Genomic DNA, 24,454 nt, shown 5'->3' with positions numbered 1-24,454 from the left:
CTTCTGCCGACGGGCAGCGCGATGACCCATGCCGCTGCCGGAATACGAAGTGTCACGATCCGGTCGCGATCAGCTGGGACGACCCTGGACCGACCGTTCCGCACGCTAGCGTCCGGACATGTCCACGAACCAAGGTCTGCCTGAACAGGCGAACAGCGCACCGGACGTCCGGGGGATCATCGCGAAGCGGGACCTGGTCGTCGACCTCATCCGGACGGCCTGCGTCGTCCTCGTCGTCATCGTGCACGTCACGATGGTCGGCGTCGCCGCCGACGACCAGGGGGTCCGGGTGACGACCCCCCTGCAGGAGCTCCCGTGGTACGTCGCCGCCACCTGGGTCGGGCAGGTGATGCCTCTCTTCTTCGTGGTCGGCGGCTTCGCGAGCGCGACCGGCTGGCGCAGCACCGTCGCCCGCGGTGCACCGAGCCCCGCGCGCGACTACCTGGCCACCCGCCTCGTGCGCCTGTTCCGGCCCGCGGTTCCGCTGTTCCTCTTCCTCGCGCTCGGGCTCGGTGTGGCCACGGCCGCCGGCACCCCGCCGGACCTCCTCGCCGAGGTCGCGTTCGGCATCGGCTCACCGCTCTGGTTCCTCGCCGCCTACGGCATCACGCAGTGCTGCGTGCCGCTGATGATGCGGTTCCACGAGCGCGCGCCCTGGGCGACCCTCGGCGTGTTGCTCGTGCTCGCCGGAGCGGTCGACGCGGTCCGCCTGGCCACCGGGGTCGCCGAGGTCGGACTGCTCAACCTCGGGCCGGTGTGGCTCTTCGCGCAACAGCTCGGGTTCCTCTGGGCCGACGGCTGGTTCGCTCGGCGGTCGAAGGCGCTCCTGCTCGCGGTGGCCGTCGCCGCCTACGCCCTGCTCGTCCCGATGACCTCGGTCGGTTTGTGGGCACCGGACATGCTGCAGGACCTCAACCCGCCGATGCTCCCGCTGGCGTTCCTCGCGATCGCGCAGGCCTGCCTGGTCCAGCTCGTGCACGCTCCGCTCACCCGCCTGATGCGCACCAGGGCTGCGCTCGGCGCCGTGTTCGTTCTCGGCCGCGACGGCATGACCATCTACCTGTGGCACCTGCCGCTCTTCATCGCACTGAACGGGATCGCCCTGCTGGTCGGGGTGCCGTTCCCAACGCCGGGCTCCGGCGGGTGGTGGGTGTCCCGGCTGATCGCGCTGGTCGCGGTGCTCGCCGTCGCGCTCGGGGTTGCTCGGGCACTCCGCTGGTTCGACCGCCCACTCCCCCGGCTGCTGCCCTCGGCCGACCGCCCGTCGTGGCCGGTCGTCGCTGTCGCTGCGCTCTGCACGATCGGTCCGGCGTTCCTGGTGATGCAGCTGCACCTGTCGTTCGCGGTCGCGGTCGTCGGCGCCGTGGCCGTGCCGATCGGGGTGTGGTTGCTCTCGCGGACCACGCCGGCCCGGGGCGTCACCCGGATCTGAACCGGTTCTCACCGTTCGGGGCGCCTCGGGCCTGCACCGGCACACGCGCCGGGCAGAGGATGGCGGCAGGCCGATCCCCTGGAGGCACCCGACGCCGTCGACACCCGAGTTCTGGAGCACCTGGCGGTTCGATCCCCTGTCCGCGGTGATGATCGCCGTCGCCGCGGTCGCCTACGGCTGGTGGATCGTCGGCGCCGCACGTCGCGGCGCGCGCTGGCCCTGGTGGCGCACCCTCGCCTTCCTCGCCGCACTGGTGCTGTTCGGGATCCTGCAGTTCGGCATCGTCGGCGTGTACGACCAGCAGCTGCGGTGGGCGTTCGTGCTGCGGTCCGCCCTGCTCTTCTTCGCGGTCCCCACCTTCGCCGCGCTCGGTGCGCCCGTCTCGTTGCTCCGGACAGGAGGCCCGGATCGCCTCGCGCACGCCGCCGACGCCGCCATGCGGTCGCGTCCAGTGCGCCTGCTCGGCAACGCGATCGTCGCGCCGCTCGTCGCCCTCGTCCTGTTCGGCCTCTTGCTGACACCGTTCGCGGCGACCCTGCGCGAATCGTCCGTCTGGGCCGTCGTGATCACGGTGACGGTGCCGATGCTCGGGTTCGGGCTGCTCGCTCCGCTGTCGGAACCCGGTGTGCTGCGGTCGTCGACGTTCGTCACCGCGGAGTTCCTGCTCGCCTTCGTGGAGCTGATGATCGACGCGGTGCCGGGCATCGTGCTCCGGATCACGAACCACGTGCTCGACGGGTCGGTGGTGCAGGCCGTGGGGCAACCGTGGTTCCCGTCACCGCTGCGCGATCAGCACCTGGCGGGCGACCTGCTGTGGTTCATCGCCGAGGTGGCGGACATCCCCGTGCTCATCTCGCTGTTCATCCGGTGGCAGCGGACCGACCGCCGCGAGGCCCACGCCGTCGACGCCCTGACCGACGAGCAGATCGACGAGCTGACGCGGGAGCACCTGCAGCGCCGGGGTTGAGCGCGCGAGCGCCGACCCGGAACGACGACCTCGATGTCGTACGTCATCGACGGTGTCGCAACCCCGCGGCCGCAACGACTGCGCCCGGGCCCCGGGCCCCGGACCCCGGACGCACGCGGACCCCGGGCCGCCCGTGTGAGCAGCCCGGGGCCCGGGTGGTCGGCGCGGGTCAGGCGTCGGCGTGCTTGCCGTGGTGGTCGGAGGCGGCGAGCTCGGCCTCGGCCGTCGCCGGAGCAGCGGCCGCAGCGTGCACGCCGTGCTCGGTCGGCTTCGCGTCGCCCTCGGCCGGCGCAGTGCCCTCCGCGCCGGGCTGCGCGGTCACGCCACCGGTCTGCTGCCAGGCGACGGTCTGCTTCGGCTTCGCCAGGAACAGCGCCGCCACGATCGCCGCGATGAGCACGATCGCCGGAAGGAACAGTGATTCACCCATGGCCCGCGAGAACGGCTCGAGCAGGGCCCCGGGCAGTCCGCCGACCTGCTGCTCGGCACCACCGGCGGAGGTCCCACCGGTCGAGGCCGGGAAGTTCGCGGTGATCCGGGCCTCCATCAGCGCCGCGATGCCGGCGGAACCGAGCACGGCACCGATCTGACGAGTCGTGTTGTAGACGCCCGAGCCGGCACCGGCCAGCTTCGGCGGCAGGTTGCGCGTCGCCGAGACGGACAGCGGACCCCACATGCACGCGTTGGCGATGCCGAGGAGCGCGCTCGGCAGGAGCACCCATCCCCAGTCGGCACTCGACGACAGCAGGGCGCCGAACCAGAACAGCCCGGTCGAGAAGCACGCGAGCCCGAACGCGGCGACCCAGCGCGGGTTCCACCGGTTGAGGTTCTTGCCGACGAGCGGGGCGAGGCCGGCGGACAGCACGGCCTGCGGCACGAGCAGCAGCGCAGCCTGGGTCGGCGAGAACCGCAGGACGTCCTGCGCCCAGAGCATGATCGGCAGCGCGAACGAGGCGATCGCGACACCGACGGCCGTGATGGCGACGTTGGCCAGGGTGAAGTTGCGGTCCTTGAACAGACCGAGGGGCAGCAGCGGTTCGCCCTTCTGCACGCCCTGCCAGACGACGAACCCGGCGAGCACCACGAGGCCGACGATGATGAGCGACCACACCGAGATCGGCCCGGCGATGGTGCCCCAGTCGTAGGTCTCGCCTTCCTGGATGCCGAAGACGAGCAGGAACAGCCCCGCGGCGGACAGGAAGATGCCGAGGTAGTCGAAGCGGTGCCCGTGGCGGTCGAAGGACGGCACGAAACGCTGCGCGAGCACGAACGCCACGACACCGACGGGGACGTTCACGAAGAAGATCCACTCCCAGCCGAAGCCGTCGACGAGCAGGCCGCCGACGATCGGGCCGACGAGCGAGGCGACACCGGCGACGGCGCCCCACAGACCCATCGCGGCACCGCGGTTCTGCGGCGGGAAGATGCGCGTGATGACGGACATCGTCTGCGGGCTCATCATCGCGGCGCCGAGGCCCTGCACGACACGGGCCACGATGAGCATCTCGATCGAGCCGGACAGACCGCACCAGAGGCTGGCGAGCGTGAAGACCACGAGGCCGATCTGGTACATGACCTTCGGGCCGAAGCGGTCACCGAGCCGGCCGGTGATGAGCAGCGGCACGGCGTAGGCGAGCAGGTACGCGCTCGTCACCCAGATCACGGAGTTGATGTCCGCGTCGAGCTTCTGCGCGATGGTGGGGGTGGCGACCGACACGATGGTCGAGTCGACGAGGATCATGAAGAAGCCGACGACGAGCGCCCAGAGGGCGGGCCACGGCTTCTTCTCGGTCGTCCGCGGAGGCGTGACGGTGGTCATCGAGTGGTGTCCTTGCTGTTCGTGGGGAAGTCAGTGTCGGTGGGGACGGCCGGGCCGTCCCAGGGGAGGTCGCCGCTGGCGATGCGGTCGACGGTGGTGCTGAGCCACTCGATCTGCGCGGCGAGCATCGCACGGACGTACGACACGTCGAGCCAGTACCGCTCGGTCAGCTGCTTGGCCTGCACGCGCTGGAGTGCCTGGTCGTAGTCGTCGCGCTCCCGTTCGAGTGCGACGATCCGGGCCCGGACGGCATCGACCGCCTCGGTGTGCGGCAGGTTCTCGAGCACGGAGAGCGCCAGGTGGAACTCCGGGTACTCGTCCGCGGGCTCCGCCACCATGCGGCGGAGCCCGTCCGCGAGCGCTGCGCGGCCCGCGTCGGTGATCGTGTACGTGGTGCGTTCCGGCCGGTTGCCGTCGCGGTCGGTGCCCACGACCTCGGCGAACCCGAGCTCGGCGAGGCGGCCGACCTGGTGGTACAGGGTGCCCGGGCGGACCTTGACGTTCCGCTCCTCCTGCCGGTGGACCATCGTCTGGAACATCTCGTACGGGTGCATCGGGGCCTCGTTCAGCAGGTCGAGCGCGGCGAACGCGAGCGGCGTGAGCGACGCCATGCGGGCCTCCTGACGGATCGATGCGGCAGTCTTCCGACTGGACTATTCGACTTCGAATATACGGAGTGGAACACAGGTGAGCAAACGCACAGCACGTTCTCCACAGGAGGCCCGGACCCGTCCCGGCGTGTCGCGCGCGCCCCGTAGACTGGTCGCGTCCCCCACCCCTGAAGCGCTGGAGAGAACACGTGCCAACGATCGTCGTCGAGGTCATGCCCAAGGCTGAGATCCTCGACCCCCAGGGCAAGGCGGTGGGCAACGCCCTCGCCCGTCTGGGCAAGGCCGACCTGACCAACGTCCGCATCGGCAAGCGCTTCGAGGTGACCGTCGACGGCCCCGTCGACGACGCCAAGCTGGCCGAGGTCCGCGACATCGCCGCCGACGTCTTCTCGAACGCGGTCATCGAGGACGTCGTCTCGGTCACCGTCGAAGGGCAGTGACCCGGATGCGCATCGGCGTCATCACCTTCCCCGGCTCCCTCGACGACCGTGACGCCCAGCGCGCGGTCCGTCTCGCCGGCGCCGACCCCGTCGCCCTCTGGCACGGCGACCACGACCTGCAGGGCGTCGACGCCATCGTGCTGCCCGGAGGGTTCTCGTACGGCGACTACCTGCGCGCCGGTGCGATCGCCGCGAAGGCGCCGATCATGGCCGAGGTCATCGACGCTGCCGGCAAGGGCATGCCCGTGCTCGGCATCTGCAACGGCTTCCAGATGCTGGCCGAGGCCCGTCTGGTCCCCGGGGCGCACACCCGCAACGCGCACCAGCAGTTCATCCGCCGCGACCAGAAGCTCCGCGTCGAGACCACCTCGACCGCCTGGACCTCCGGGTTCACCGCGCAGCAGGAGATCACGATCCCGCTCAAGAACGCCGACGGCCGGTTCGTCGCCGACGCCGACGAGATCAAGCGCATCGAGGACAACGGCCAGGTCGTGTTCCGTTACGTCGGCGTGAACCCGAACGGGTCGATCGACGACATCGCCGGCGTCTCGAACGAGCGCGGCAACGTCGTGGGCCTGATGCCGCACCCCGAGCACGCGACCGAGCCCGGGTTCGGCCCGGACACGGCCGCTGCCATGGCCTCCGGCACGGACGGCCTCACCTTCTTCACCTCCGTGATCGAGTCGACGCTCGTCAAGTGACGGCCGCGACTCCAGTGACAGGGAACGACAACACCGTGACGACTTACGTGCGCCCGAAGCCCGACACCGTGCAGGATGCCGCGGCGACTCCCGACAAGGACCAGCCGTACGACGCGCTCGGCCTGAAGCCGGACGAGTACGCCCGCATCAAGGAGATCCTCGGCCGCCGCCCCACCTCGGGCGAGCTGGCGATGTACTCCGTCATGTGGTCCGAGCACTGCTCCTACAAGTCCTCGAAGAACTACCTCCGTCAGTTCGGCAAGAAGGTCACGCCGGAGATGACGAAGAACCTGATGGTCGGCATGGGCGAGAACGCCGGTGTCGTCGACGTCGGCAACGGCTGGGCGGTGACCTTCAAGGTCGAGTCGCACAACCACCCGTCCTACGTCGAGCCGTACCAGGGCGCCGCGACGGGTGTCGGCGGCATCGTCCGCGACATCATCTCGATGGGTGCACGCCCGGTCGCCGTGATGGACCAGCTCCGCTTCGGCGCGATCGACCACGAGGACACCGCACGCGTCGTGCACGGCGTCGTCGGTGGCATCTCGTTCTACGGCAACTGCCTCGGCCTGCCGAACATCGGCGGCGAGACCTACTTCGACCCGGTGTACCAGGGCAACCCGCTGGTCAACGCCCTGGCGGTCGGCGTCCTGCGGCACGAGGACCTGCACCTGGCGAACGCGTCCGGTGCCGGCAACAAGGTCGTGCTGTTCGGTGCCCGCACCGGTGGCGACGGCATCGGCGGCGCGTCGATCCTGGCGTCCGACACCTTCACCGAGGGCGGCCCGACCAAGCGTCCCGCCGTCCAGGTCGGTGACCCCTTCGCCGAGAAGGTCCTGATCGAGTGCTGCCTCGAGCTGTTCCAGAAGGAACTGGTCGAGGGCATCCAGGACCTCGGCGCCGCGGGCATCTCCTGCGCCACGTCCGAGCTCGCGAGCAACGGTGACGGTGGCATGCACATCTCGCTCGACGACGTCCTGCTGCGCGATCCCACGCTCACGGCCGAAGAGATCCTGATGTCGGAGAGCCAGGAGCGCATGATGGCGGTCGTCCGCCCCGACAAGCTCGACGAGTTCCTGAGCGTCGTCGGCAAGTGGGAGGTCGAGACCAGCGTCCTGGGCGAGGTCACCGGCACCGGCCGTCTCGTCATCGACTGGCAGGGCCAGGAGATCGTGAACGTCGACCCGCGCACCGTCGCCGTCGACGGCCCGGTCTACGACCGCCCGGTCGCCTACCCGACCTGGATCGACGCGCTGCAGGCCGACACCGCGGCGTCGCTCGACCGTCCGGCCGACGGCCCAGCCCTCAAGGCGCAGTTCCTCAGCCTGCTCGGCTCGCCGAACCTGTCGTCCAAGAACTGGGTCACGAACCAGTACGACACCTACGTGCTCGGCAACACGGCCCTGTCCTTCCCCGACGACGGCGGCATGATCCGCGTCGACGAGGAAACGGGTCTCGGTGTCGCCATCGCCACCGACGCCAACGGCCGCTACTGCCAGCTCGACCCGAAGCAGGGCGCTCGTCTGGCCCTGGCCGAGGCGTACCGGAACGTCGCCGTCACCGGTGCCGTCCCCGCTGCGGTCACCGACTGCCTGAACTTCGGTTCCCCCGAGAACCCCGAGGTCATGTGGCAGTTCTCCGAAGCGGTCGAGGGCCTGGCCGACGGCTGCATGGAGCTCGGCATCCCCGTCACCGGCGGCAACGTGTCGTTCTACAACCAGACCGGCACGACCCCGATCCACCCGACCCCGGTCGTCGGTGTGCTCGGTGTCATCGACGACGTCGCCAAGCGCGTCCCGTCGGGCTGGCAGGACGACGGCCACAACATCTACCTGCTCGGCACCACGAGCCTCGAGCTCGACGGGTCGGCGTGGGCCGGCACGGTGCACGGCCACCTCGGCGGTCGTCCGCCGGCGGTCGACCTCGGTCGCGAGAAGGAGCTCGCCGAGCTGCTCTTCGCAGCGAGCGGCGAGCAGCTGCTGACGAGTGCGCACGACCTGGCGGACGGTGGCCTCGGCCAATCGCTCGCCGAGTCGGTGCTCCGCTTCGGCCTCGGCGCCCGCGTGGTCCTCGACGAGCTCGAGTCCCGCGACGGCGTCGACACGGCGACCGCGCTGTTCTCCGAGTCGACCGGTCGCGTCATCGTGACCGTCCGCCGCGAGGACGACGTCCGCTTCCAGGGTCTGTGCGACGGTCGGGGCTTCCCGGTCCTGCGCATCGGCGTGACCGACGCCACGTCGAACGCGCTCGAGGTCCAGGGTGCGTTCACGGCGACGCTCGACGAGCTCCGCGGCACGCACAACGCGACGCTGCCGGCCCGCTTCGGCGACGTGATCGTCGAGGACGTCACCGAGGGGTACGTCGGCCGTGGGCCGCTCGACTCCGACGGTGCGTTCTCGCCGCGCACGGACTCCTAGGCCCGGCGGACACCGCGTGCCCATCGTCACCCTGCCCTTCGCGGAGCTCGTCGACCGGTTCGGCCCCGTGCCGGACGGCATCGAGCTGGACGTGTGGGACGTCGAGGCGCCGTACGGTCGCCCGGACGACGTCGCGATCACGTTCCTGCCGTTCTACTTCGGTGGGCGGCACCGCTGGCAGTTCGTGCACGACCTGCCGGCGCTCGAGCTCCTGCAGCTGCCGAGCGCCGGCTACGAGCACGCGGTGCCGCACGTGCCCGGTCATGCCCAGCTGGCGAACGGTCGGGGGATCCACGACGACGAGACCGCCGAGCTCGCCGTCGGCCTGGCGCTGACCTCGCTGCGTGAGCTCGGGGCGTTCCAGGCCGATCGCGCGAACGGTGTGTGGGACGCCCGGGAGACCCGGTCCCTGGCCGACCGCCGGGTCACGGTCGTCGGCTACGGCGCGATCGGGTCGGCGATCGCCACCCGGTTCGAGGCGTTCCGCACCGAGGTCACCGTGGTGGCCCGCACCGCTCGCGACCAGGACGGTCGCCACGTGCACGCGTTCGGCGAGCTGCCCGAGCTGGCACCGACGACGGACGTCCTCGTGCTCATCGCACCGCTGACGGACGAGACCGAGCGGCTGGTCGACGCCGAGCTGCTGGCCGCGCTGCCCGACGGCGCCCTGGTGGTGAACGTCGCCCGCGGCAAGGTCGTCGACACCGATGCGCTGGTGGCGGAGCTGCAGTCCGAGCGGCTGTTCGCCGCCCTCGACGTCACCGACCCCGAGCCCCTGCCCGACGGCCACCCGCTGTGGACGACCCCGAACACGGTCCTCACGCCGCACGTCGGGGGCAACACCGATCTGAGCGTCCCGCGGTCGATCGACCTGATGCGTCGGCAGGTCGCCGCGCTGGCCGAGGGTCGCCCGTTCGAGAACCTGATCGAGCGCTAGCGACCCGTCGGAACACGCCGCCGTCTCCGTCCGACGCCTCAGTGTCGACGAGACGCCCCTGAAGTCAGCGGTGTCTCGTGAACAACGAGGCGTTGCAGCGACACGACGGCGTCAGGCACGCTCCAGCAAGCACGCGGTCAGAGCGGGACGATGCACGTCGGGGTACCGACGGCGATCTGCTCGACGGCCTCGCCCGGCACGCCGTGGGCGCCGATGGGCAGCACGGCGATGGCGTCCGACCGCTCGTTGGCGACGAGCACGTACCCGGGCACCCGGGCGAAGTGCCGCGGCCAGGCACCCCCGCACGACGCGGACCCGACGAGCGCGAGCCCGTCGTCGGCAGCGTCGAGCACCACGATCAGGTCGCGGCCACGGACGGCGACGGTCACGAGTCCGGCGTCGTCGACCTCGATGTGGCTGAGGAGCGACTCCCCCACCGCACCCTCGAACGTCGGGGTCGAGGCGATCGTCACGAGCGAGCCGGACTCGTCGCGGCGGAGTCGGTGGACCGCGCCGTCGAGCTCACCGGCGACGAACAGGTCGCGGCCGTACCAGGCCAGGTGTCGCGGGCCGACACCGGGCGCCACGTGGTGCACGCGCAGGGCCTCGAGCGTGGGGACACCGTCGGCCGACACCGTCACGCGGAACTCGTGCAGCGCGTCGCCACCGAGGTCGGCGACGAGCACCGTGCCGTCCGGCGTCGCGACGGACTGGTGCGCGTGCGGCGCATCCTGCCGGTCCTGCACCGGGCCGGTGGCAGCCGGCAGGGTCGCGACGGCGATGGCCGAGGCGGGGACGGCGAGCCGGTCGGTGCGGCCGTGCACGCCGTCGGCGGGCAGGACGACACCGTCGCTCGCGAGCACCGAGGCGGAGAACGACTCGGCCGCCGCCAGGGAGACGGCGGTGACGGTGCCGGAGACGTAGTTCGTGACGATGAGGGCCCCGGACGGGTCGACCCGCAGGTGGCAGGGGGCGTCACCGCCGGCGGAGGCGTCCCACAGGTGTTCGAGCGCGCCGTTCTGCATCCGGAAGGCGGAGACGCCGCCGTCGTTCGTCTCGGACACGGCGTAGACGCGGTCGCCCGACACGGCGAGGAACGAGGGATCGTCGAGCACCGCGACGGTACGAGCGACCGCCACCGTCGGAGCGCCCGTGCCCGCGCGGGCAGCGCCGCCGTCGACCAGGGAGATGCCGGTCGCGTTCCCGCCGCCGGTGGCGGTGTAGGAACCGACGAGCAGGGTCGGCAGGTCGACGCTCATTCGTCGCGCCCGGCGATGCGCTCGTGGTGGTGGATGACCTCGGCGACGATGAAGTTGAGGAACTTCTCGGCGAAGGCGGGATCGAGGTGTGCCTCGGCGGCGAGGCTCCGAAGCCGTGCGACCTGGATCTGTTCGCGGTCCGGGTCGGCGGCGGGCATGCCCGATTCGGCCTTCAGGTGCCCCACTCGCTGCGTGTACTTGAAGCGCTCGGCGAGCATGTGGATGACGGCGGCGTCGATGTTGTCGATGCTCTGCCGGATGCTCCGGAGTTCGGCGACGGCCGTCGCTTCGGGCTCGGGCGGGGTGACGTCGTCGCTCATGCCCCGAGCCTACTGGCGGACACGCAGCCGAACCCCGCCGACGCCTGCGAGAATGAGCACATGTCGGTCTTGCTCGTGATCTCGGGCGTGTGTGCGGTCCTCGCTGGCCTCGTCCACGTGTACATCTGGTTCCTCGAATCCATCATCTGGACGAGCCCACGTGCCCGCAAGGTGTTCGGCATCGCGACCGAGACCGAGGCCGACGCAACCCGCTCCCTGGCGTTCAACCAGGGGTTCTACAACCTGTTCCTGGCGATCGGCGCGATCCTCGGTGTCGTGCTGGTGCTGGCGGGCAACACCGCGACCGGCTGGACCCTCGTCGTGTTCTCGACCGCGAGCATGCTCGGCGCCGCGGTGATCCTGGTCGGCTCCGGCCGCAAGTACGTCAACTCCGCGTTCAAGCAGGGCACGCTCCCGCTGATCGCGCTGCTCTTCGCGCTGCTCGGCTCGAGCTTCCCCGTCTGAGCCGTCCCGACCACACCGTCAGCCCCGAACACCACGCAAAAGCGACAGGGTGCCGCCGAACATCGGCGGCACCCTGTCGCTTTCGCGGGTGAAGACCGGCCAGGTCAGCCGAGCTTGTCCTCGAACTGCGCCGGCAGCTTGTCGAGCGCCCACTCGATCGCAGCGGTGGTGCCCATCGAGAACGCCGACGACACGTCCTTGTCGTCGAAGACGATGTAGTGGCCGGCCTCGACCGACGGCACCTTCTGGAACAGCGGGTCAGCCTCGGCCTTCGACGCGTCGACGTAGATCGGCAGGATCAGCGTCAGGTCGGCGTCGAGCAGGTCGAGGTTCTCGTCGGACAGCGTGACGGAGAACGCCTTGCCGGCTTCCTTGTCGATGGCCGACGGGATCGTGAACCCGAGGTTCTTCATGAACGACGAGCGGCTGTCGGTGGAGGCGTACGCCCCGAAGCCCTCGGAGCTGTACGCACCGACGACGGCGGTCTTGCCCTCGAAGTCCGGGTGGGCCTTGCGCGCCGCGGCGTAGGCGTCGTCGAGGTCGGAGAGCAGCTTCTTGCCCTCGGACTCCTTGCCGAGCGCCTTCGCGATCATCGTGGTCTGCTGCTCGGTGGACGCCAGGTAGTTCTCGCCGCCCTTCGGGATCGCGACGGTGGGCGCGATCGCGGACAGCTTGTCGTAGCGGTCCTTGTCGCCCGACGACTTCACGTCGAGGATCAGGTCCGGGTTGAGCTTGAGGATGTCCTCGTAGCTCGGCTCGAGCGTCTGGATGATCTTCGGCGACTTCGTGTACGCGTCCTTCAGCCACGGGCCGACGCCGTCGCCACCGAAGGCGAGCCAGTCACTCGCGCCGACCGGCTGCACGCCGAGCTCGAGCGCGGTCTCGGCGTCGCCCCAGCCGAGTGCGACGACGCGCTTCGGCTGCGAGTCGATCGTCGTGGTGCCGAGGCCGGTCGTGATGGACACCGGGAAGGCACCGTCGGACGACGATCCCGAGGACGACTCGGACGAGCTGGAGCCGGAGGCACAGCCGGCGAGGACGAGGGAGGCTGCGACGACGGCACCCGCAGCGGCGAGCACACGTCGGAGACGAAGGGATGAGCGGATCACGAAGGGTAGCCTAACCTAACGGCGCGTACAGGAAATCAGCTGGATAGGCTGGGTGATCGTGGCCGTCCCAGATCCAGACCGCACGCGCCTCGCGGTGCTCGGCTCCCCCATCGCGCATTCGCTCTCCCCCACGCTCCACGAAGCGGCCTACGACGTGCTCGGGTTGGGGTGGTCGTACGGGAGGCACGAGGTCGCGTCCGGCGGGCTCGACGCGTTCGTCGCGGGGCTGGGTCCCGGATGGCGCGGGCTGAGTCTCACGATGCCCCTCAAGCGCGAGGTGCTGCCGCTCCTGGACCGCACGACCCCGCTCGTCGACGAGCTCGGGGTCGCCAACACGGTGGCGTTCCGCCGCGAGGGCGACAGCATCGTCCGCGCGGGCGCCAACACCGACGTCCAGGGGCTCGTCCGACCGGTCGAGGCCCTCGGGCACCTGCCCGGGGAGGCCACGATCCTGGGCGGTGGCGCGACCGCGGCGAGCGCCCTGACCGCGGCCGTTCGGCTCGGGGCGTCGCTCGTGCGCGTGTTCCTGCGCGACACCGCGAAGGCCGGGTCGCTCGTGGAGCTGGCCGTGCGGCTCGGCGTCTCGCTCGAGGTCCTGCCGCTCACCGACCTGCCCGGCACCCACCACGGGTTCGTCCTGTCGACGCTGCCCGGCGGCGCGGCCGACCCGCTCGAGCTGGTGCCGTCGGGGTCGGACGCCGTGCTGTTCGACGTCGCCTACGAACCGTGGCCGACCGCGGTCGCGTCGCGCTGGGCCGGTGCGGGCGGCCGGGTGCTGAACGGCCTCGACATGCTCACCGAACAGGCCATCGGGCAGATCCGCTTCTTCCTGACCGGTGACGAGGACGAGCTGCTGCCCGACGAGGCCGCCGTCCGTCGTGCGATGCGCACGGCTGTCGGTCTGCCCGCCGTCATCAGCAGCTAGCCGAAGACGACGACACCGGCGACCCGCGGTCAGCCGCGGGACCGCGCCTCGGCGTCGAGCAGTGCGACGGAGACGTCCCACAGCCGGTCGGCCTGGTCCGGGTCGAGCGCCCAGGGCAGCACGCCGTGCAGGCCGTCCTCGATCCGCTCGACCACCGCTGCTTCGTGGCAGTCCTCGAAGTAGCGGCCGGTGACCCCGTCGAGTTCCGGTGCGGTGGCGAGCAGGACCGAGGTCGCTGCTCCCTGCTCCGGGGTCTTCACGGCGTCGGCCGCGGCGATCTTCGTGGCGGCGAGGACCTCTTGGTCCCAGTGCTTCTGCAGCCCGGTCCAGATCCCGCCGGGCATCAGGGCGTTCGCGGTGATGCCGTCGGCGGCCCACCGCCGGCCAGCAGCCACGGCGAACAGCACGTTGGCGGTCTTCGACTGGCCGTAGGCGAGGCCGGGTTCGTAGGGACGCCGGCGGAAGAACAGGTCGTCGAACACGACGGGCGAACCGCCGTGCCCGCTCGACGACACCGAGACGATGCGCGCCGAACCCGAGGCGGCCAGGGCGTCGTGCAGCCCGAGCGCGAGGGCGAAGTGCCCGAGGTGGTTCGTCGCGAACTGCGACTCCCACCCGGCGGGTGTGTACGACTCGGGCGCGTCCATGATGCCGGCGTTGGCGACGAGCACGTCGAGCGGACCCGACCACGCTGCGGTGAACGCCTCGACGGAGCCGGGACGGTCCAGGTGCAGTTCGACGACGGCCGGTGCGTCCCGACCCGAGGTCCGGGCGATGTCCTCCGCCACACGTCGGCCGGCGTCGACGTCCCGCACGGCGAGCGTCACGCGCGCGCCGGCTCCGGCGAGCGCTCGGGCGGTCTCCACCCCGATGCCGGAAGCCGCGCCGGTGACGATCGCCGTGCGCCCCGTCAGGTCGAGGCCGTCGACGACCTCGGCGGCCGTGGTCCGGTCGCCGAAGCGGGTGAGGTCGCGTGCGGGCATGTCGACTCCTGTCAGCTGGCGTGGTGCGGAGCCGTCAGGCGACGACACCGTCCACGTAGAACCATCGTCCCTGCTCGCGGACGAACTCGCTCGTCTCCTCGAGCGTGCCGCGGTCGTCGTCTGAACGCCACCACGCGCGGAACGCGACCGTGCCCCGGGAGTCGAACGGGCCTCCCGAGGTCGTCGTCAGGACGTCCAACCGGGTCCAGCGCTGGGACGCGTCCAACTCGAGGGCGGCCGGACGGGTGCGCGGGTGCCAGGTGAGCAACAGGTACTCCGGCAGGCCCAGCGCGAACGCGCTGAAGCGTGAGCGCATCAGGCGCTCCGCGGTGGGCGCGGCCGCGCCGCGGTGCAGGGGGCCGCAGCACTCGCCGTAGGGGTTGCCGCTCAGGCAGGGGCAGCGCGTCTCGTCGGTGACCACGCCGGAACGCTAGTCGACGATCGACAGCGTGACGGTGATGTTGCCGCGGGTGGCGTTCGAGTACGGGCAGATCTCGTGCGCGCGCTCGGCGAGGCGCTGGCGCTGCTCCTGCGGGGCGGCCGGGGCGTAGACGTCGAGTTCGACGGCCAGGCCGAAGGCGCCGTTGCCGGTGCCGCCGATGCCGACCTCGGCGGAGACCTCGGCGCCGGTGGTGTCGAGGTCCAGTTCCTTGCCCGCGGCGTGCAGTGCACCGAGGAAGCACGCGGCGTACCCGGCGGCGAACAGCTGCTCGGGGTTGGTGCCCTCGCCGCTGCCGCCCATCTCCTTCGGCGGGCGGGTGTCCAGGTCGAGCCGGTCGTCCTCGCTGCGGACGTGCCCGTCGCGGCCGCCTCCGGTGGCGTGGGCGGCTGCGGTGTAGACGATGTCGAGACTCATGGAACCGAGGTCATCGCGCCCACCTGGACGTGTGCTGCGCGTGCCCGGGGTACCGGGCCCGGGCACCCGCGCGTGCCCGGGCCGCCGGGCGTGTCCGGCGCCGCCGACGCTGACGCACGCCAACTCCGAACCGGGTAGACATGACACGTGTTCAAGATCGGGTGGCAGGTGTACCGGGAGCGACTGCCCGCACTCGTCAGCGTGCAGCGCCGCCGCCGCATCGTGGTCGTCGGTGTGATCGTGGCCGTCGTCGCACTGGCGGGCCTCGTCGTCCTCGGACTGGCCTTCGACGACGGCTCCGTCCCCGTCGCCGCTGCGATCGTCGTGGCGGTGCTGTTCGCCTCCGGCATCGGACTCATCGGCACGTGCTTCGTACCGGTCGGGCCGAAGGGCTGGAACGTCCCGCCGATCCCCGGAAACGGCTGGCGCACCCAGGAGGCGATCGCCCGCTACTACCGCCGCAACCCTCCCACGGTCGACCCGAAGCACCGTGACGCCGTCCTGCACGGCTTGCCCGAGACCCGCGATCTGCTGGTCCGGGCAGCGTTCCGCGGGTACCTGCTGCTGGGAGGGTGGGCGCTCGCGTTGCTCGCGACCGTGCTGCTCAACGTCTTCACGGTCTCGACGAACGACGACATCGTCGGTCTCTCCGCGGTCTGGATCCTCATCCCGGCGAGCGGTGCCGTCACCGCCATCGGGGGCATCCGCACCCTCGGCCGTCAGGAGCAGCTGCGTGTCGAGGCCGAGGCCCTCCCGCCCGTCCCCCCGGCACCGCCCGCCCGCGGTCGGCCCGGCACCCCGAAGGGCAGCAAGCTCTCGCTGCCGGGCGACTGAGGTCCCCGCTGGCCCGACTTCGTGAGCAGAAATGGTCGGGTGGTGTGACAGGACCCGACCATTCCTGCTCACGAAGCGGAACAGGCCGACACGACGCAACAGCACCGCCCGCGCGACTGTCGGGGGCACGGAGCACACTGGGCGCATGTGTGGAAGGTTCGTCGTCTCCGACACCACGGCCGATCTGTTGCCCGAGCTCCTCGGTGAGCTCGCCGGCCGGACCGAGCACGTCGACCAGGACACCGGCGTCGTGGGGACGGGCCTGGTGCCGAGCTGGAACGTCGCCCCGACCGACCCCGTGTCCGCGGTGCGCCAGCGGCACGGCGAACGCGAGTTGCCGCAGATCAGCTGGGGCTTCGTGCCGAGCTGGGCGAAGGACTTCCAGAAGCAGCGCCCGAAGCCGATCAACGCGCGCATCGAGACGGTCGCGACGAGCGGCATGTTCAAGCGGGCCTTCGCGACGAACCGCTGCATCGTGCCGGCGCAGGGCTACTACGAGTGGGTGGTGCGCGAGGACGGCAAAGAGCCCCACTTCGTGCACGAGCCCGGCGGTGCCTTGGCCATGGCCGGGGTCGTGAGCGCCTGGCCGGACCCGACCAAGCCCGACGGCGACCCGGACAAGTGGCGGCTCTCGCTGGCGATCATCACGCGGGACGCCCACGTGGCCCCGGGCGAGGTGCACGACCGCATGCCGGCGTTCCTGACGCCCGACGGCTACGACGACTGGCTCGGCGGCGGCACCGGTGGCGCCGGGGGCCTCGGCACCGACGACCTGCTCGCGCTGCTCGACCACGAGTCGCTGACGGTCGCGGCCGGCCTGGAGCAGTACGAGGTCGCGCGCACCGTGAACAGCGTGAAGAACGACGGCCCGCAGCTCATCGAGCCCGTCGCCTAGACTGGCCCTCTGACCGAATCTGATCGGTGCGGTTGACCCGTCGCGAGCGCGCGGTCGATCCGAGGCTGGAAACCTCCGGCGTTCCCCATCGAAGCCCGGAGACCATTTCCATGACCATGCCCTCGCGGACCGCATCCGACACGACCGCCCCGTCCAGGCGCTGGTGGGCGCTCGTCGTCCTCGCGCTGACCCAACTCGTCGTGGTGCTCGACGGCACCATCGTCAACATCGCCCTGCCACAGGCGCAACAGGAGCTCGGCCTCAGCGACGGTGAACGCCAGTGGGTCGTGACCGCCTACGCCCTCGCGTTCGGTGCCCTCCTGCTGCTCGGTGGTCGAGTCGCTGACTACTGGGGGCGGAAGCGCACGTTCCTCGTCGGCATGCTCGGGTTCGGCGTCGCCTCCGTCATCGGCGGCATCGCCCAGAACGGCACCGAGCTGATCATCGCTCGTGGTCTCCAAGGCGTGTTCGCTGCGCTGCTGGCGCCGGCCGCGCTCGCGCTGCTGACCGTGACCTTCCCGAGCGGCCGTGAGCGGAACACTGCGTTCGCCGTCTTCGGGACGGTCGCGGGCGCGGGCGCAGCCGTGGGCCTCGTGCTCGGCGGTGTCCTGACCGAGTTCGCGGACTGGCGGTGGTGCCTGCTCGTGAACGTCTTCTTCGTGGTCGTGGGACTCATCGGCGGCATGCTGCTGGTGCAGGAGTCCAAGGCCGAGGGCGACAACCGCTACGACCTGCTCGGTGCCGCCACCGTCACGCTCGGCCTCGGATCGCTGGTGTACGGGTTCAGCCTCGCCGAGCAGGGCTGGGGCGAGATCCGGACGATCGGCTTCCTCGCCCTGGGCGCGGGACTGCTCGTGCTGTTCGTGTTCGTCGAGAGCCGTGTCGCCCAGCCTCTGCTGCCGTTGCGCGTCGTCACCGACGCGGTCCGGGGCGGAGCCTTCCTCGTCCAGATGATCGTCGGCAGCGTCCTGATCGGAGCCATGCTCTACGTGGCGTTCCACCTGCAGATCGTGCTCGGGATGGACCCGTTGCCCGCCGGCCTGGCCACGCTGCCGATGACGCTCACCATCATGGTCGTGGCTCCGATCGCCACGAAGCTGCTGTCCTCCGTCGGCCCGCGGCCGATGATGATCGGCGGACCGTTGATCGCCGCCGTCGGGCTCGGGTACCTCAGCCGCCTCACGGCGGACGGTTCCTACGTGGTCCAGGTGCTGCCGGCGCTGATCGTGTTGGGTCTCGGCCTCGCGTTCGTCTTCGTGCCACTGCAGAACCTCGCACTCACGGGCGTCGCGCCGCACGACGCCGGTGCGGCCTCGGCCACGTTGAACTCCGCGCTGCAGATCGGCGGGTCGATCGGTTTGTCCGTGTTCACCGCGCTCTACGCCGCTGCAGTCGCTCGCTACGACGGAGGCGGCTCGGAGCTGGACGCGTTCGCGGACGGGTACTCCGTGGCGTTCCTCGCAGCGGCCATCGGCATGGTGCTCGCGTCGGTCATCGCCGCCGTGTTCATCCGCGGCTCGAAGTCCGACTTGCTGCCCCAGGGGTCCGGCACGGAGGCAGCGGTGCCGGTGCACTGACTCCGGCTCCCCACCCGCCCGCTGGCGGCGTGCGTCGGACGCGACCACGGCACGACGACGGGAGGCCCGGATCACGTGCGCCTGTCGGCTGACGTGATCCGGGCCTCCCGGTCGACCGCAGTGGTCACGAACGCGCGCTGCGTCGGATCCCCGGGGTGGCTGCGATGCCCGCCGCGATGCGGCGACGTGTCACGAGCAGCACGCCGGCCAGGAGCAGGGCGATCGCCGCGAGGCCGAGGCCGACCAGGCCGGTCGCGCCGGTGAAGGCGAGCTCCGCGGTGTGGACCGCTGCCGCGATGCCGGTCGGGTAGGTGACCGTGATGGTCGCCGTCACCGTCTGACCGTTGCTGTCCGTCACCGTGTACCCGATGAAGGTGGTGCCGGTGTGGCCCTCCGCCGGGGTGAACACGACCTTGCCGTCGCGGACGGTCCAGGTGCCCTCGTGGCTGACGACGACGCGGTCGGACTGCTCGCCCGTCTCCGGGTCGATCAGGTGCAGGGTGCCCGCCTCGAAGGTGGCACCGCCCGAGGCGGAGTCGTTGTCGAGCGGGTCGATCGTGACCTGGTGCCCGACGGTCCCGGTGGCGGAGTCGTCCTTCGCGACCGCGGCGGCGACGACCGTCATCGTGGCGGTGGCGGTGGTGGTCTGCCCCGAGGCGTCGGTCACCGTGTAGGTGAAGGTGTCCGTGCCGGTGAAGCCGGCGGCCGCGGTGTAGACGTACGCACCGGTGGGCTGGACCGTCACCGTGCCGTGGGCCGGCCGCCGGTCCAGGGCTGCGGTGAGGCGGGTGCCCTGGTCGTTGGCGAGCAGACCGTGGGCGGTGTCACGGGCGATCGGGGTGCCGGCGACGGTGCGGCCGGCGTCCTTCGTCGCGTCGATGCCGACGGTGACGGTGACGGTGGCGTCGACCTGCTGACCCGAGGCATCCTGCGCCCGGTAGGTCACGGTGTCGGTGCCGGAGAAGCCCTTCGCCGGGGTGTAGACGAACGTGCCGTCCGCGGCGATCGAGACCGTGCCGTGCTCCGCCGTACCGGAGGTCACGACCCTCAGGTCGCTGCCGTGGTCGTTGCCGAGGACGCCGGGGCCTGCGACGGTGACCGGCTTGCCGGCCTTCGTGGCCGCCTTGTCGTTCGTCGCCGTCGGGGTGACGGTGATCGTCACGAGGCCGGTCGCGGTGTTGCCGTCGCGGTCGACCGCCGTGTAGGTGAAGGTGTCGATGCCCGACCAGTCGTGCTCCGGCGTGTAGACGTACGAGCCGTCCTTCGCCAGCACCACGGTGCCGTGTGCCGGCTTGCGGTCGGTCTTCGCCCACAGGTCGGTGCCCTCGTCGTCGGACAGGACGCCCGTGCCGACGGTCGCGGTCACGGTGCCGTTGGTGGCGGTGCGGCCGGTGTCGGGCGTCGCCATGGTGCCGACCAGGACGGTGACGGTCGCCGTGGTGGTCTGGCCGGAGCCGTCCGTGACGGTGTACGTGAACGTGTCCGTGCCGGAGAAGCCCTTCTTCGGCAGGTAGACGAGCGAGCCGGGCTCGGTCCCCTTGGTCACGGTGCCGTGCGCGGCGTCGCCGTGGCCGGTGACCGTGAGCGTCGTGCCGTGGTCGTTGGCGGTCAGCGTCGTGCCGGCGATGGCCAGCGCGGTGCCCGCGGTGGTGTGCACGGCGTCCGCGACGGCGACGGGCTCGACCGTCACCGTGACGGTCGCCGTTGCGGTGCCGCCGGTCGGGTCGGTCACCGTGTAGGCGAACGTGTCCGTGCCGGAGAAGCCGTCGGCCGGCGTGTACGTGACGGTGGTGCCGGTGCCGGTGCCGGTGCCGGTGCCGCGTCCGGTGATCGCGGCCTCGCCGTGACCGGGCTTGGTGACCGCGGTGACGGTGAGCTTCGTGCCGGAGTCGTTGCCCGTGACCACGACGTCGACCGGGGTCGAGGCGGAGGTGGTCGCGGTGTCGGCGACGGCCTTCGGTGCGACGACGATCGTCACGGTGCCGGTCGTGGTGCCGCCGGCGCCGTCGGTGACGGTGTAGTCGAACGAGTCCGGGCCGGAGTAGCCGGGCTTCGGCGTGTAGGTGTAGCCGCCGTCCTTCTCGACGACGACGTCACCGTGCGACGGGTCGGTGTTGTCCGTGACGTGCAGGTCGGTGCCGGTGGCGCCGTCGAGCACGCCCTTGTCGGCCGGCACGGTGATGGAACCGTCGGCGTCGGTGGTCGTGGAGCCACCCGCCGTGACGGGGGTGACCCGGACGGAGACGGTGCCGGTGTTCGTGAGGCCGTTGCGGTCGGTGACCGTGTACGTGAACTCGTCGGTGCCCGAGAAGCCGGGCTTCGGCGTGTAGGTGACCGTGCCGTCGTCGTTCCGGACCGCGGTGCCGTTCGTGCCGCTCTTGCCGACGGGGATGTCGAGCACCGACAGGCCGGTGCCGTGGTCGTTGCCGGTCAGGTCGGCGGAGGTGACCGTCTTGCTGCCGCCTGCCGTGACCGTGATCTCGTCCGGCTCGGTGCCGGGCTCGACCGTGATGGTCACCACACCCGTGGCCGTCCCGCCGGAGGGGTCCTTCGCCGTGTAGGTGAAGGTGTCCGTACCCGAGAAGCCGTCCTTCGGGGTGTACGTGTACGACCCGTCCTCCGCCAGCTCGAGGTCGCCGTTCGCCGGTTCGAGGTCGACCGTGGCGGTGAGCTTCGTGCCCTCGTCGTTCGCGAGGACGCCCGTGCGGTCGTCGCCGTCCCCGCCCACGGTCAGCGTGGTGCCGGCGGTGGCGGTCGCGGTGTCCGGGGTGGCCATCGGGCCGACGACGACGGTGATCGTGCCGGTCGTGGTCTGGCCGGAGTCGTCCCGCACCGTGTAGGTGACGGTGTCGGTGCCCGAGAATCCGGGCTTCGGCGTGTAGGTGATGACGCCGGTGGCCGGGTCGATCGCGACGTCACCGTGCGTCGTGCCGTCGGCGTCCGGCCCGGCGGCCGCGTCGGTGACGGTCAGCTTCGTTCCCTTGTCGTTGCCGGTGAGCGTCGTCGGCGCGATGGTCAGCGTCTCGCCGGACTTCGTCGACACGGTGTCGCCGTTCGCGACCGGCTTGACGGTGACGGTGACCGTCGCCGGGCTGGTGGTGACCTTGTCGCCGTCGGTCACGGTGTAGGTGAACGAGTCGGTGCCGGAGAAGTCACCCGTCGGCGTGTAGTCGACGGTGCCGTCCTCGGCCACCACGGCGGTGCCGTTCGCCGGACCGGTGACGATCGTGGTGACCAGGTCCGAGCCGCGGTCGTTGTGCTGCACGTCGACGTTCACCGGGGTGCCGGCGCTCGTCGTCGTGGAGTCGTTCGCGATGGTCGGGTTGACCGTGATGGTCACCGTGGCGGTCGTCGGCGCACCGGCGGTGTCCGTCGCGGTGTACCGGAACGAGTCCGTGCCCGAGAACCCGTCGGCCGGCCTGTAGGTGATCGCACCGGTCGCCTTGTCGAGGGTGAGCTCGCCGTGCGCGGGCTTCGTGTTCGACGAGACGGTCAGGCCGGTGCCGAGGTCGTTGCCCAGGACGCCGGTGGCGCGGGTGTCGGCGGTGTAGGTGTTGCCGGCGGCGACGCGGACGGTGTCGTCCTTCGCCAGCGGGGCGACGTTCACGGTCACGGTGACGGTGTCGCTCTTCCCGTTGCCGTCGGTGACGGTGTACGTGAAGGAGTCGGCGCCGGAGTACCCGGTGGCCGGGGTGTAGGTGTAGCTGCCGTCCTTCGCGACGACGACGTCACCGTGCGACGGCTTGGTGCTGCCCGTCACCGTCAGGTCCGAGCCGAGGTCGTTGGCGAGCAGGCCGGGGGCAGTGCCGGGGTTGCCGGTGCCGGTGCCGGTTCCGGTTCCGCTTCCGCTTCCGCTGATCGGCGAGCCTGCCGTCGCGGTGACGGTGTCCGCGACCGCGGTCGGCAGCACCGTGATGGTGACGGTGCCGGAGATCTCCGCGCCGTCGCCGTCCTTCGCCGTGTAGGTGAACGAGTCCGGACCGGAGTACCCGGCGGTCGGGGTGTACGAGTACGAACCGTCCTTGCCGACGGTTAGGGCACCGTGGGCGGGCTTCGTGTTGCCCGTGACCGTCAGGCCGGTGCCGTGGTCGTTCGCGAGCAGACCCGTCTTCGCGTCCGCGGTGGCGGTCTGGCCGGCGTGCACGCTGAACGCGTCGTCGGTGCCCGCCGGGGCGACGGTGATCGTCACGGTGCTGGTCGACGTCTGGCCGGACGAGTCCTTCGCCGTGTACTGGAAGGTGTCCGTGCCCGAGAAGCCGTCGGCCGGGGTGTACGTGTACGAGCCGTCGGGGTTCACGGTCGCGGTGCCGTGGGCGGGCGTGGTGTTCGACACGACGGACAGGCCGGTGCCGCTGTCGTTCGCCAGGACGCCCTTCGCCGGCACGGTCAGCGTGGTACCGTTCGGCGTGTTGCCGGTGTCCGAGGTCGTGGTGACGTGGACGGCCTTGAGCGTGTTGGTGAAGGTCACCATGACGTCGGTGCCGTCGGCGGTCGTGGCTGCGGGGAACGTGAAGGTGCCGGTGTTCCCGGTACCCTCGGCGACCAGCGCGCCGGTCGTCTGGTTCCGTGCCACCCACGACGTGCTGTAGTTCGCCAGGTCGGTGGTGCCCGAGGCGGTCTGCGTGACCGTGTAGTCCTTGTTCGGCGTGCTCAGGACCGCGCCGGCGCGCTGCGACTGGGTGCCGGTGTCCTTGCCGGTCGTCGTCGCCGAGGTGCCGGGCTTCGTGGGGTCGATGCCGCCGCCGGTGATGGCGAGGCCGAACTGGTCGCCTGTGTTCCAGCGCTTGTCGACGCTCGACTCACCGGTGACGGTGTCGGCGTAGTTGCAGCTGGCCAGGTCGCTGGCGGCGTAGTTGCCGACGATCGGGAAGCTGCGGACCTGCGCACCCGAGGTGGGGTCGAGCTGGTAGATCGTGGTCGTGGAGACGTTGTTCGCCGTCACGGTGTTCGACACGTACAGGTAGCCGTCGGACGAGAACGCGATGCCCGGGCTGCTGGTGCCCGCCGGCAGGGTCGCGATCGCGGACGTGGTCATGACCGTGCTGCCCGAGGTGCTCGGGACCTCGTCGGTGTTGACGCGGTAGACCGTGTCGGCCGCCACGACGAAGAACAGGCCGCGCGAGCTGAACGCGAAGTCACCGTTGCCGGACTTCAGACCGTTGATCTGTCCGACCTGACCGAGGTACGTCTTGGTCGCCGGGTCGTAGGCGCCGAGCCACCCGGTGTTGTCGCCGTAGTAGTAGATGCCGTTCTTCGGGTTGACCGCACCGCGGATCACGGTCCGTGTCTTGTCCGTGGCGATCGGATCCGACGCGACGTTGGTCTTCGGGTCGTACTGCCGCAGCGTGGCGCTGACGTTGTTCGACGCGGCGAACATCGACAGGCCCTCACGCGAGATGCCCAGGCCGTTGTTGGCCCCGGTGCCGAGGTTGGTGACGTCGGCCGTCGTGCCCTTGGAGTCACCCGTGGTGATGTCCACCGCGACGACCTTGCCCGTGCCGTCGATGGCGTAGAGCGTGTTCTGGTCGCACACCAGTGCACCGTTCGAGATCGCGGTGACGGCCGAGGCGGGCTCGGCGGCGATGACCGCCGTGGTCGTCGAGAGACCGGCGCCGACGAGCAGCGCGGCGCCGAACACGGCGACGGTTCGGACGCCGAAGCGGCGTCGAGGCACAGCGGTGCCCTGGGAAGCAGGCAGCATGATCACTTTCGGGTCGAGACGATGCGGGCGCCTGATCCACGGCCGTCGGTTCAGGGAGGACGGGCGGTGGCGCCGGGTCGATACTGGCAGGTCTCGATACCGAAATGGGGACGGGACGGGTCCCCAATAGGGGGGACCACTCGTTGTGGGGGCAGGCGCGCTGCGGGCCTGCGTCACCCGCTCGGGGCACAACGAAACCCCACCGG

The 24,454-nt window shown here is 70.9% G+C and carries 20 protein-coding genes; 11 read left to right on the top strand and 9 right to left on the bottom strand.

What is annotated here, in order from left to right; genetic code table 11:
- The first annotated feature begins 118 nt into the window (after positions 1–118).
- Both ABH929_RS05305 and ABH929_RS05300 read left to right on the top strand, forming a co-directional pair.
- Entirely contained in the window at positions 119–1,432 is a 1,314-nt protein-coding gene (locus ABH929_RS05305; RefSeq protein ID WP_404560397.1) for an acyltransferase, read from the top strand.
- Positions 1,433–1,580: 148 nt separating this feature from the next.
- On the top strand, positions 1,581–2,399 hold the full coding sequence (locus ABH929_RS05300; protein ID WP_263092050.1) for a cytochrome c oxidase assembly protein: 819 nt from the start codon (positions 1,581–1,583) through the stop codon (positions 2,397–2,399).
- 169 nt (positions 2,400–2,568) lie between these two features.
- On the opposite strand, the gene ABH929_RS05295 is transcribed toward ABH929_RS05300, so the two are convergent.
- Positions 2,569–4,218 carry a DHA2 family efflux MFS transporter permease subunit gene (locus ABH929_RS05295; RefSeq protein ID WP_404560396.1) on the bottom strand — a complete coding sequence of 550 codons (1,650 nt, stop codon included), beginning with the start codon at positions 4,216–4,218 and terminating at the stop codon, positions 2,569–2,571.
- The gene (locus tag ABH929_RS05290; protein ID WP_404560395.1) at positions 4,215–4,829 is read right to left on the bottom strand and encodes a PadR family transcriptional regulator; all 615 of its coding nucleotides are present in this window, start codon (positions 4,827–4,829) and stop codon (positions 4,215–4,217) included. Before ABH929_RS05290 ends, ABH929_RS05295 begins: the two co-directional genes overlap by 4 nt.
- A 188-nt stretch (positions 4,830–5,017) precedes the next feature.
- On the opposite strand from ABH929_RS05290, the gene purS reads away from it, so the two are divergent.
- Genes purS through ABH929_RS05270 form a run of 4 tightly spaced genes read left to right on the top strand, consistent with a single transcriptional unit; the run spans position 5,018 to position 9,324 of the window.
- A complete protein-coding gene (gene purS, locus ABH929_RS05285) occupies positions 5,018–5,269 on the top strand; it encodes a phosphoribosylformylglycinamidine synthase subunit PurS (RefSeq protein WP_017886272.1) in 252 nt (83 codons plus the stop codon).
- Positions 5,270–5,274: 5 nt separating this feature from the next.
- Complete coding sequence (gene purQ, locus ABH929_RS05280; RefSeq protein WP_111085606.1) at positions 5,275–5,970, top strand: phosphoribosylformylglycinamidine synthase subunit PurQ; 696 nt, start codon at positions 5,275–5,277, stop codon at positions 5,968–5,970.
- A 35-nt stretch (positions 5,971–6,005) separates the two neighbouring features.
- Positions 6,006–8,387: a phosphoribosylformylglycinamidine synthase subunit PurL gene (gene purL, locus ABH929_RS05275; RefSeq protein WP_258373281.1), complete on the top strand. Its 2,382-nt coding sequence runs from the start codon at positions 6,006–6,008 to the stop codon at positions 8,385–8,387.
- Between the two features lie 16 nt (positions 8,388–8,403).
- The gene (locus ABH929_RS05270) at positions 8,404–9,324 is read left to right on the top strand and encodes a 2-hydroxyacid dehydrogenase (protein ID WP_263092043.1); all 921 of its coding nucleotides are present in this window, start codon (positions 8,404–8,406) and stop codon (positions 9,322–9,324) included.
- A gap of 137 nt (positions 9,325–9,461) precedes the next feature.
- Here ABH929_RS05270 and ABH929_RS05265 read toward each other — a convergent pair whose 3' ends face one another.
- Positions 9,462–10,583, bottom strand: coding sequence for a lactonase family protein (locus ABH929_RS05265; protein ID WP_404560394.1), 1,122 nt, complete (start codon positions 10,581–10,583; stop codon positions 9,462–9,464).
- Positions 10,580–10,903 (bottom strand): chorismate mutase, encoded by a 324-nt coding sequence (locus ABH929_RS05260; RefSeq protein ID WP_123671988.1) that lies wholly within the window; start codon positions 10,901–10,903, stop codon positions 10,580–10,582. The genes ABH929_RS05265 and ABH929_RS05260 overlap by 4 nt, the downstream gene beginning before the upstream one ends.
- Positions 10,904–10,963: 60 nt before the next feature.
- On the opposite strand from ABH929_RS05260, the gene ABH929_RS05255 reads away from it, so the two are divergent.
- Positions 10,964–11,368 (top strand): DUF1304 domain-containing protein, encoded by a 405-nt coding sequence (locus ABH929_RS05255; RefSeq protein WP_123293628.1) that lies wholly within the window; start codon positions 10,964–10,966, stop codon positions 11,366–11,368.
- 104 nt (positions 11,369–11,472) lie between these two features.
- Here ABH929_RS05255 and ABH929_RS05250 read toward each other — a convergent pair whose 3' ends face one another.
- Entirely contained in the window at positions 11,473–12,477 is a 1,005-nt protein-coding gene (locus ABH929_RS05250; protein WP_404560393.1) for an iron-siderophore ABC transporter substrate-binding protein, read from the bottom strand.
- A 58-nt stretch (positions 12,478–12,535) separates the two neighbouring features.
- Between ABH929_RS05250 and ABH929_RS05245 the strand changes: the two genes are divergently transcribed.
- Entirely contained in the window at positions 12,536–13,402 is an 867-nt protein-coding gene (locus ABH929_RS05245; RefSeq protein WP_404560392.1) for a shikimate dehydrogenase family protein, read from the top strand.
- 29 nt (positions 13,403–13,431) lie between these two features.
- Here ABH929_RS05245 and ABH929_RS05240 read toward each other — a convergent pair whose 3' ends face one another.
- From ABH929_RS05240 to ABH929_RS05230, 3 genes are read right to left on the bottom strand one after another with little or no spacing between them, the layout of a single operon-like run.
- On the bottom strand, positions 13,432–14,385 hold the full coding sequence (locus tag ABH929_RS05240) for an SDR family NAD(P)-dependent oxidoreductase (protein ID WP_263092047.1): 954 nt from the start codon (positions 14,383–14,385) through the stop codon (positions 13,432–13,434).
- A 34-nt stretch (positions 14,386–14,419) separates the two neighbouring features.
- Positions 14,420–14,806, bottom strand: coding sequence for a YchJ family metal-binding protein (locus ABH929_RS05235; RefSeq protein ID WP_263092048.1), 387 nt, complete (start codon positions 14,804–14,806; stop codon positions 14,420–14,422).
- 9 nt (positions 14,807–14,815) lie between these two features.
- Positions 14,816–15,241, bottom strand: a complete 426-nt coding sequence (locus ABH929_RS05230; protein ID WP_123310325.1) for an organic hydroperoxide resistance protein — start codon at positions 15,239–15,241, stop codon at positions 14,816–14,818.
- 147 nt (positions 15,242–15,388) lie between these two features.
- Here ABH929_RS05230 and ABH929_RS05225 point away from each other — a divergent pair, with 147 nt between their 5' ends.
- The 3 genes from ABH929_RS05225 to ABH929_RS05215 all read left to right on the top strand — a co-directional run bounded on the left by ABH929_RS05225 (position 15,389) and on the right by ABH929_RS05215 (position 18,547).
- The gene (locus ABH929_RS05225; protein WP_404560391.1) at positions 15,389–16,075 is read left to right on the top strand and encodes a hypothetical protein; all 687 of its coding nucleotides are present in this window, start codon (positions 15,389–15,391) and stop codon (positions 16,073–16,075) included.
- A gap of 145 nt (positions 16,076–16,220) precedes the next feature.
- Entirely contained in the window at positions 16,221–16,970 is a 750-nt protein-coding gene (locus tag ABH929_RS05220; RefSeq protein WP_131880696.1) for an SOS response-associated peptidase, read from the top strand.
- A gap of 110 nt (positions 16,971–17,080) precedes the next feature.
- The gene (locus tag ABH929_RS05215) at positions 17,081–18,547 is read left to right on the top strand and encodes an MFS transporter (protein WP_205463897.1); all 1,467 of its coding nucleotides are present in this window, start codon (positions 17,081–17,083) and stop codon (positions 18,545–18,547) included.
- Between the two features lie 124 nt (positions 18,548–18,671).
- Here ABH929_RS05215 and ABH929_RS05210 read toward each other — a convergent pair whose 3' ends face one another.
- Complete coding sequence (locus ABH929_RS05210) at positions 18,672–24,248, bottom strand: Ig-like domain-containing protein (RefSeq protein ID WP_404560390.1); 5,577 nt, start codon at positions 24,246–24,248, stop codon at positions 18,672–18,674.
- Positions 24,249–24,454: the final 206 nt, after the last annotated feature.

The sequence above is a fragment of the Curtobacterium sp. AB7 genome (assembly GCF_044909335.1).
Classification (GTDB): domain Bacteria; phylum Actinomycetota; class Actinomycetes; order Actinomycetales; family Microbacteriaceae; genus Curtobacterium.
The sequence above is the reverse complement of the archived record's forward strand: the minus strand, read 5'-3'. Positions and strand labels throughout refer to the sequence as shown.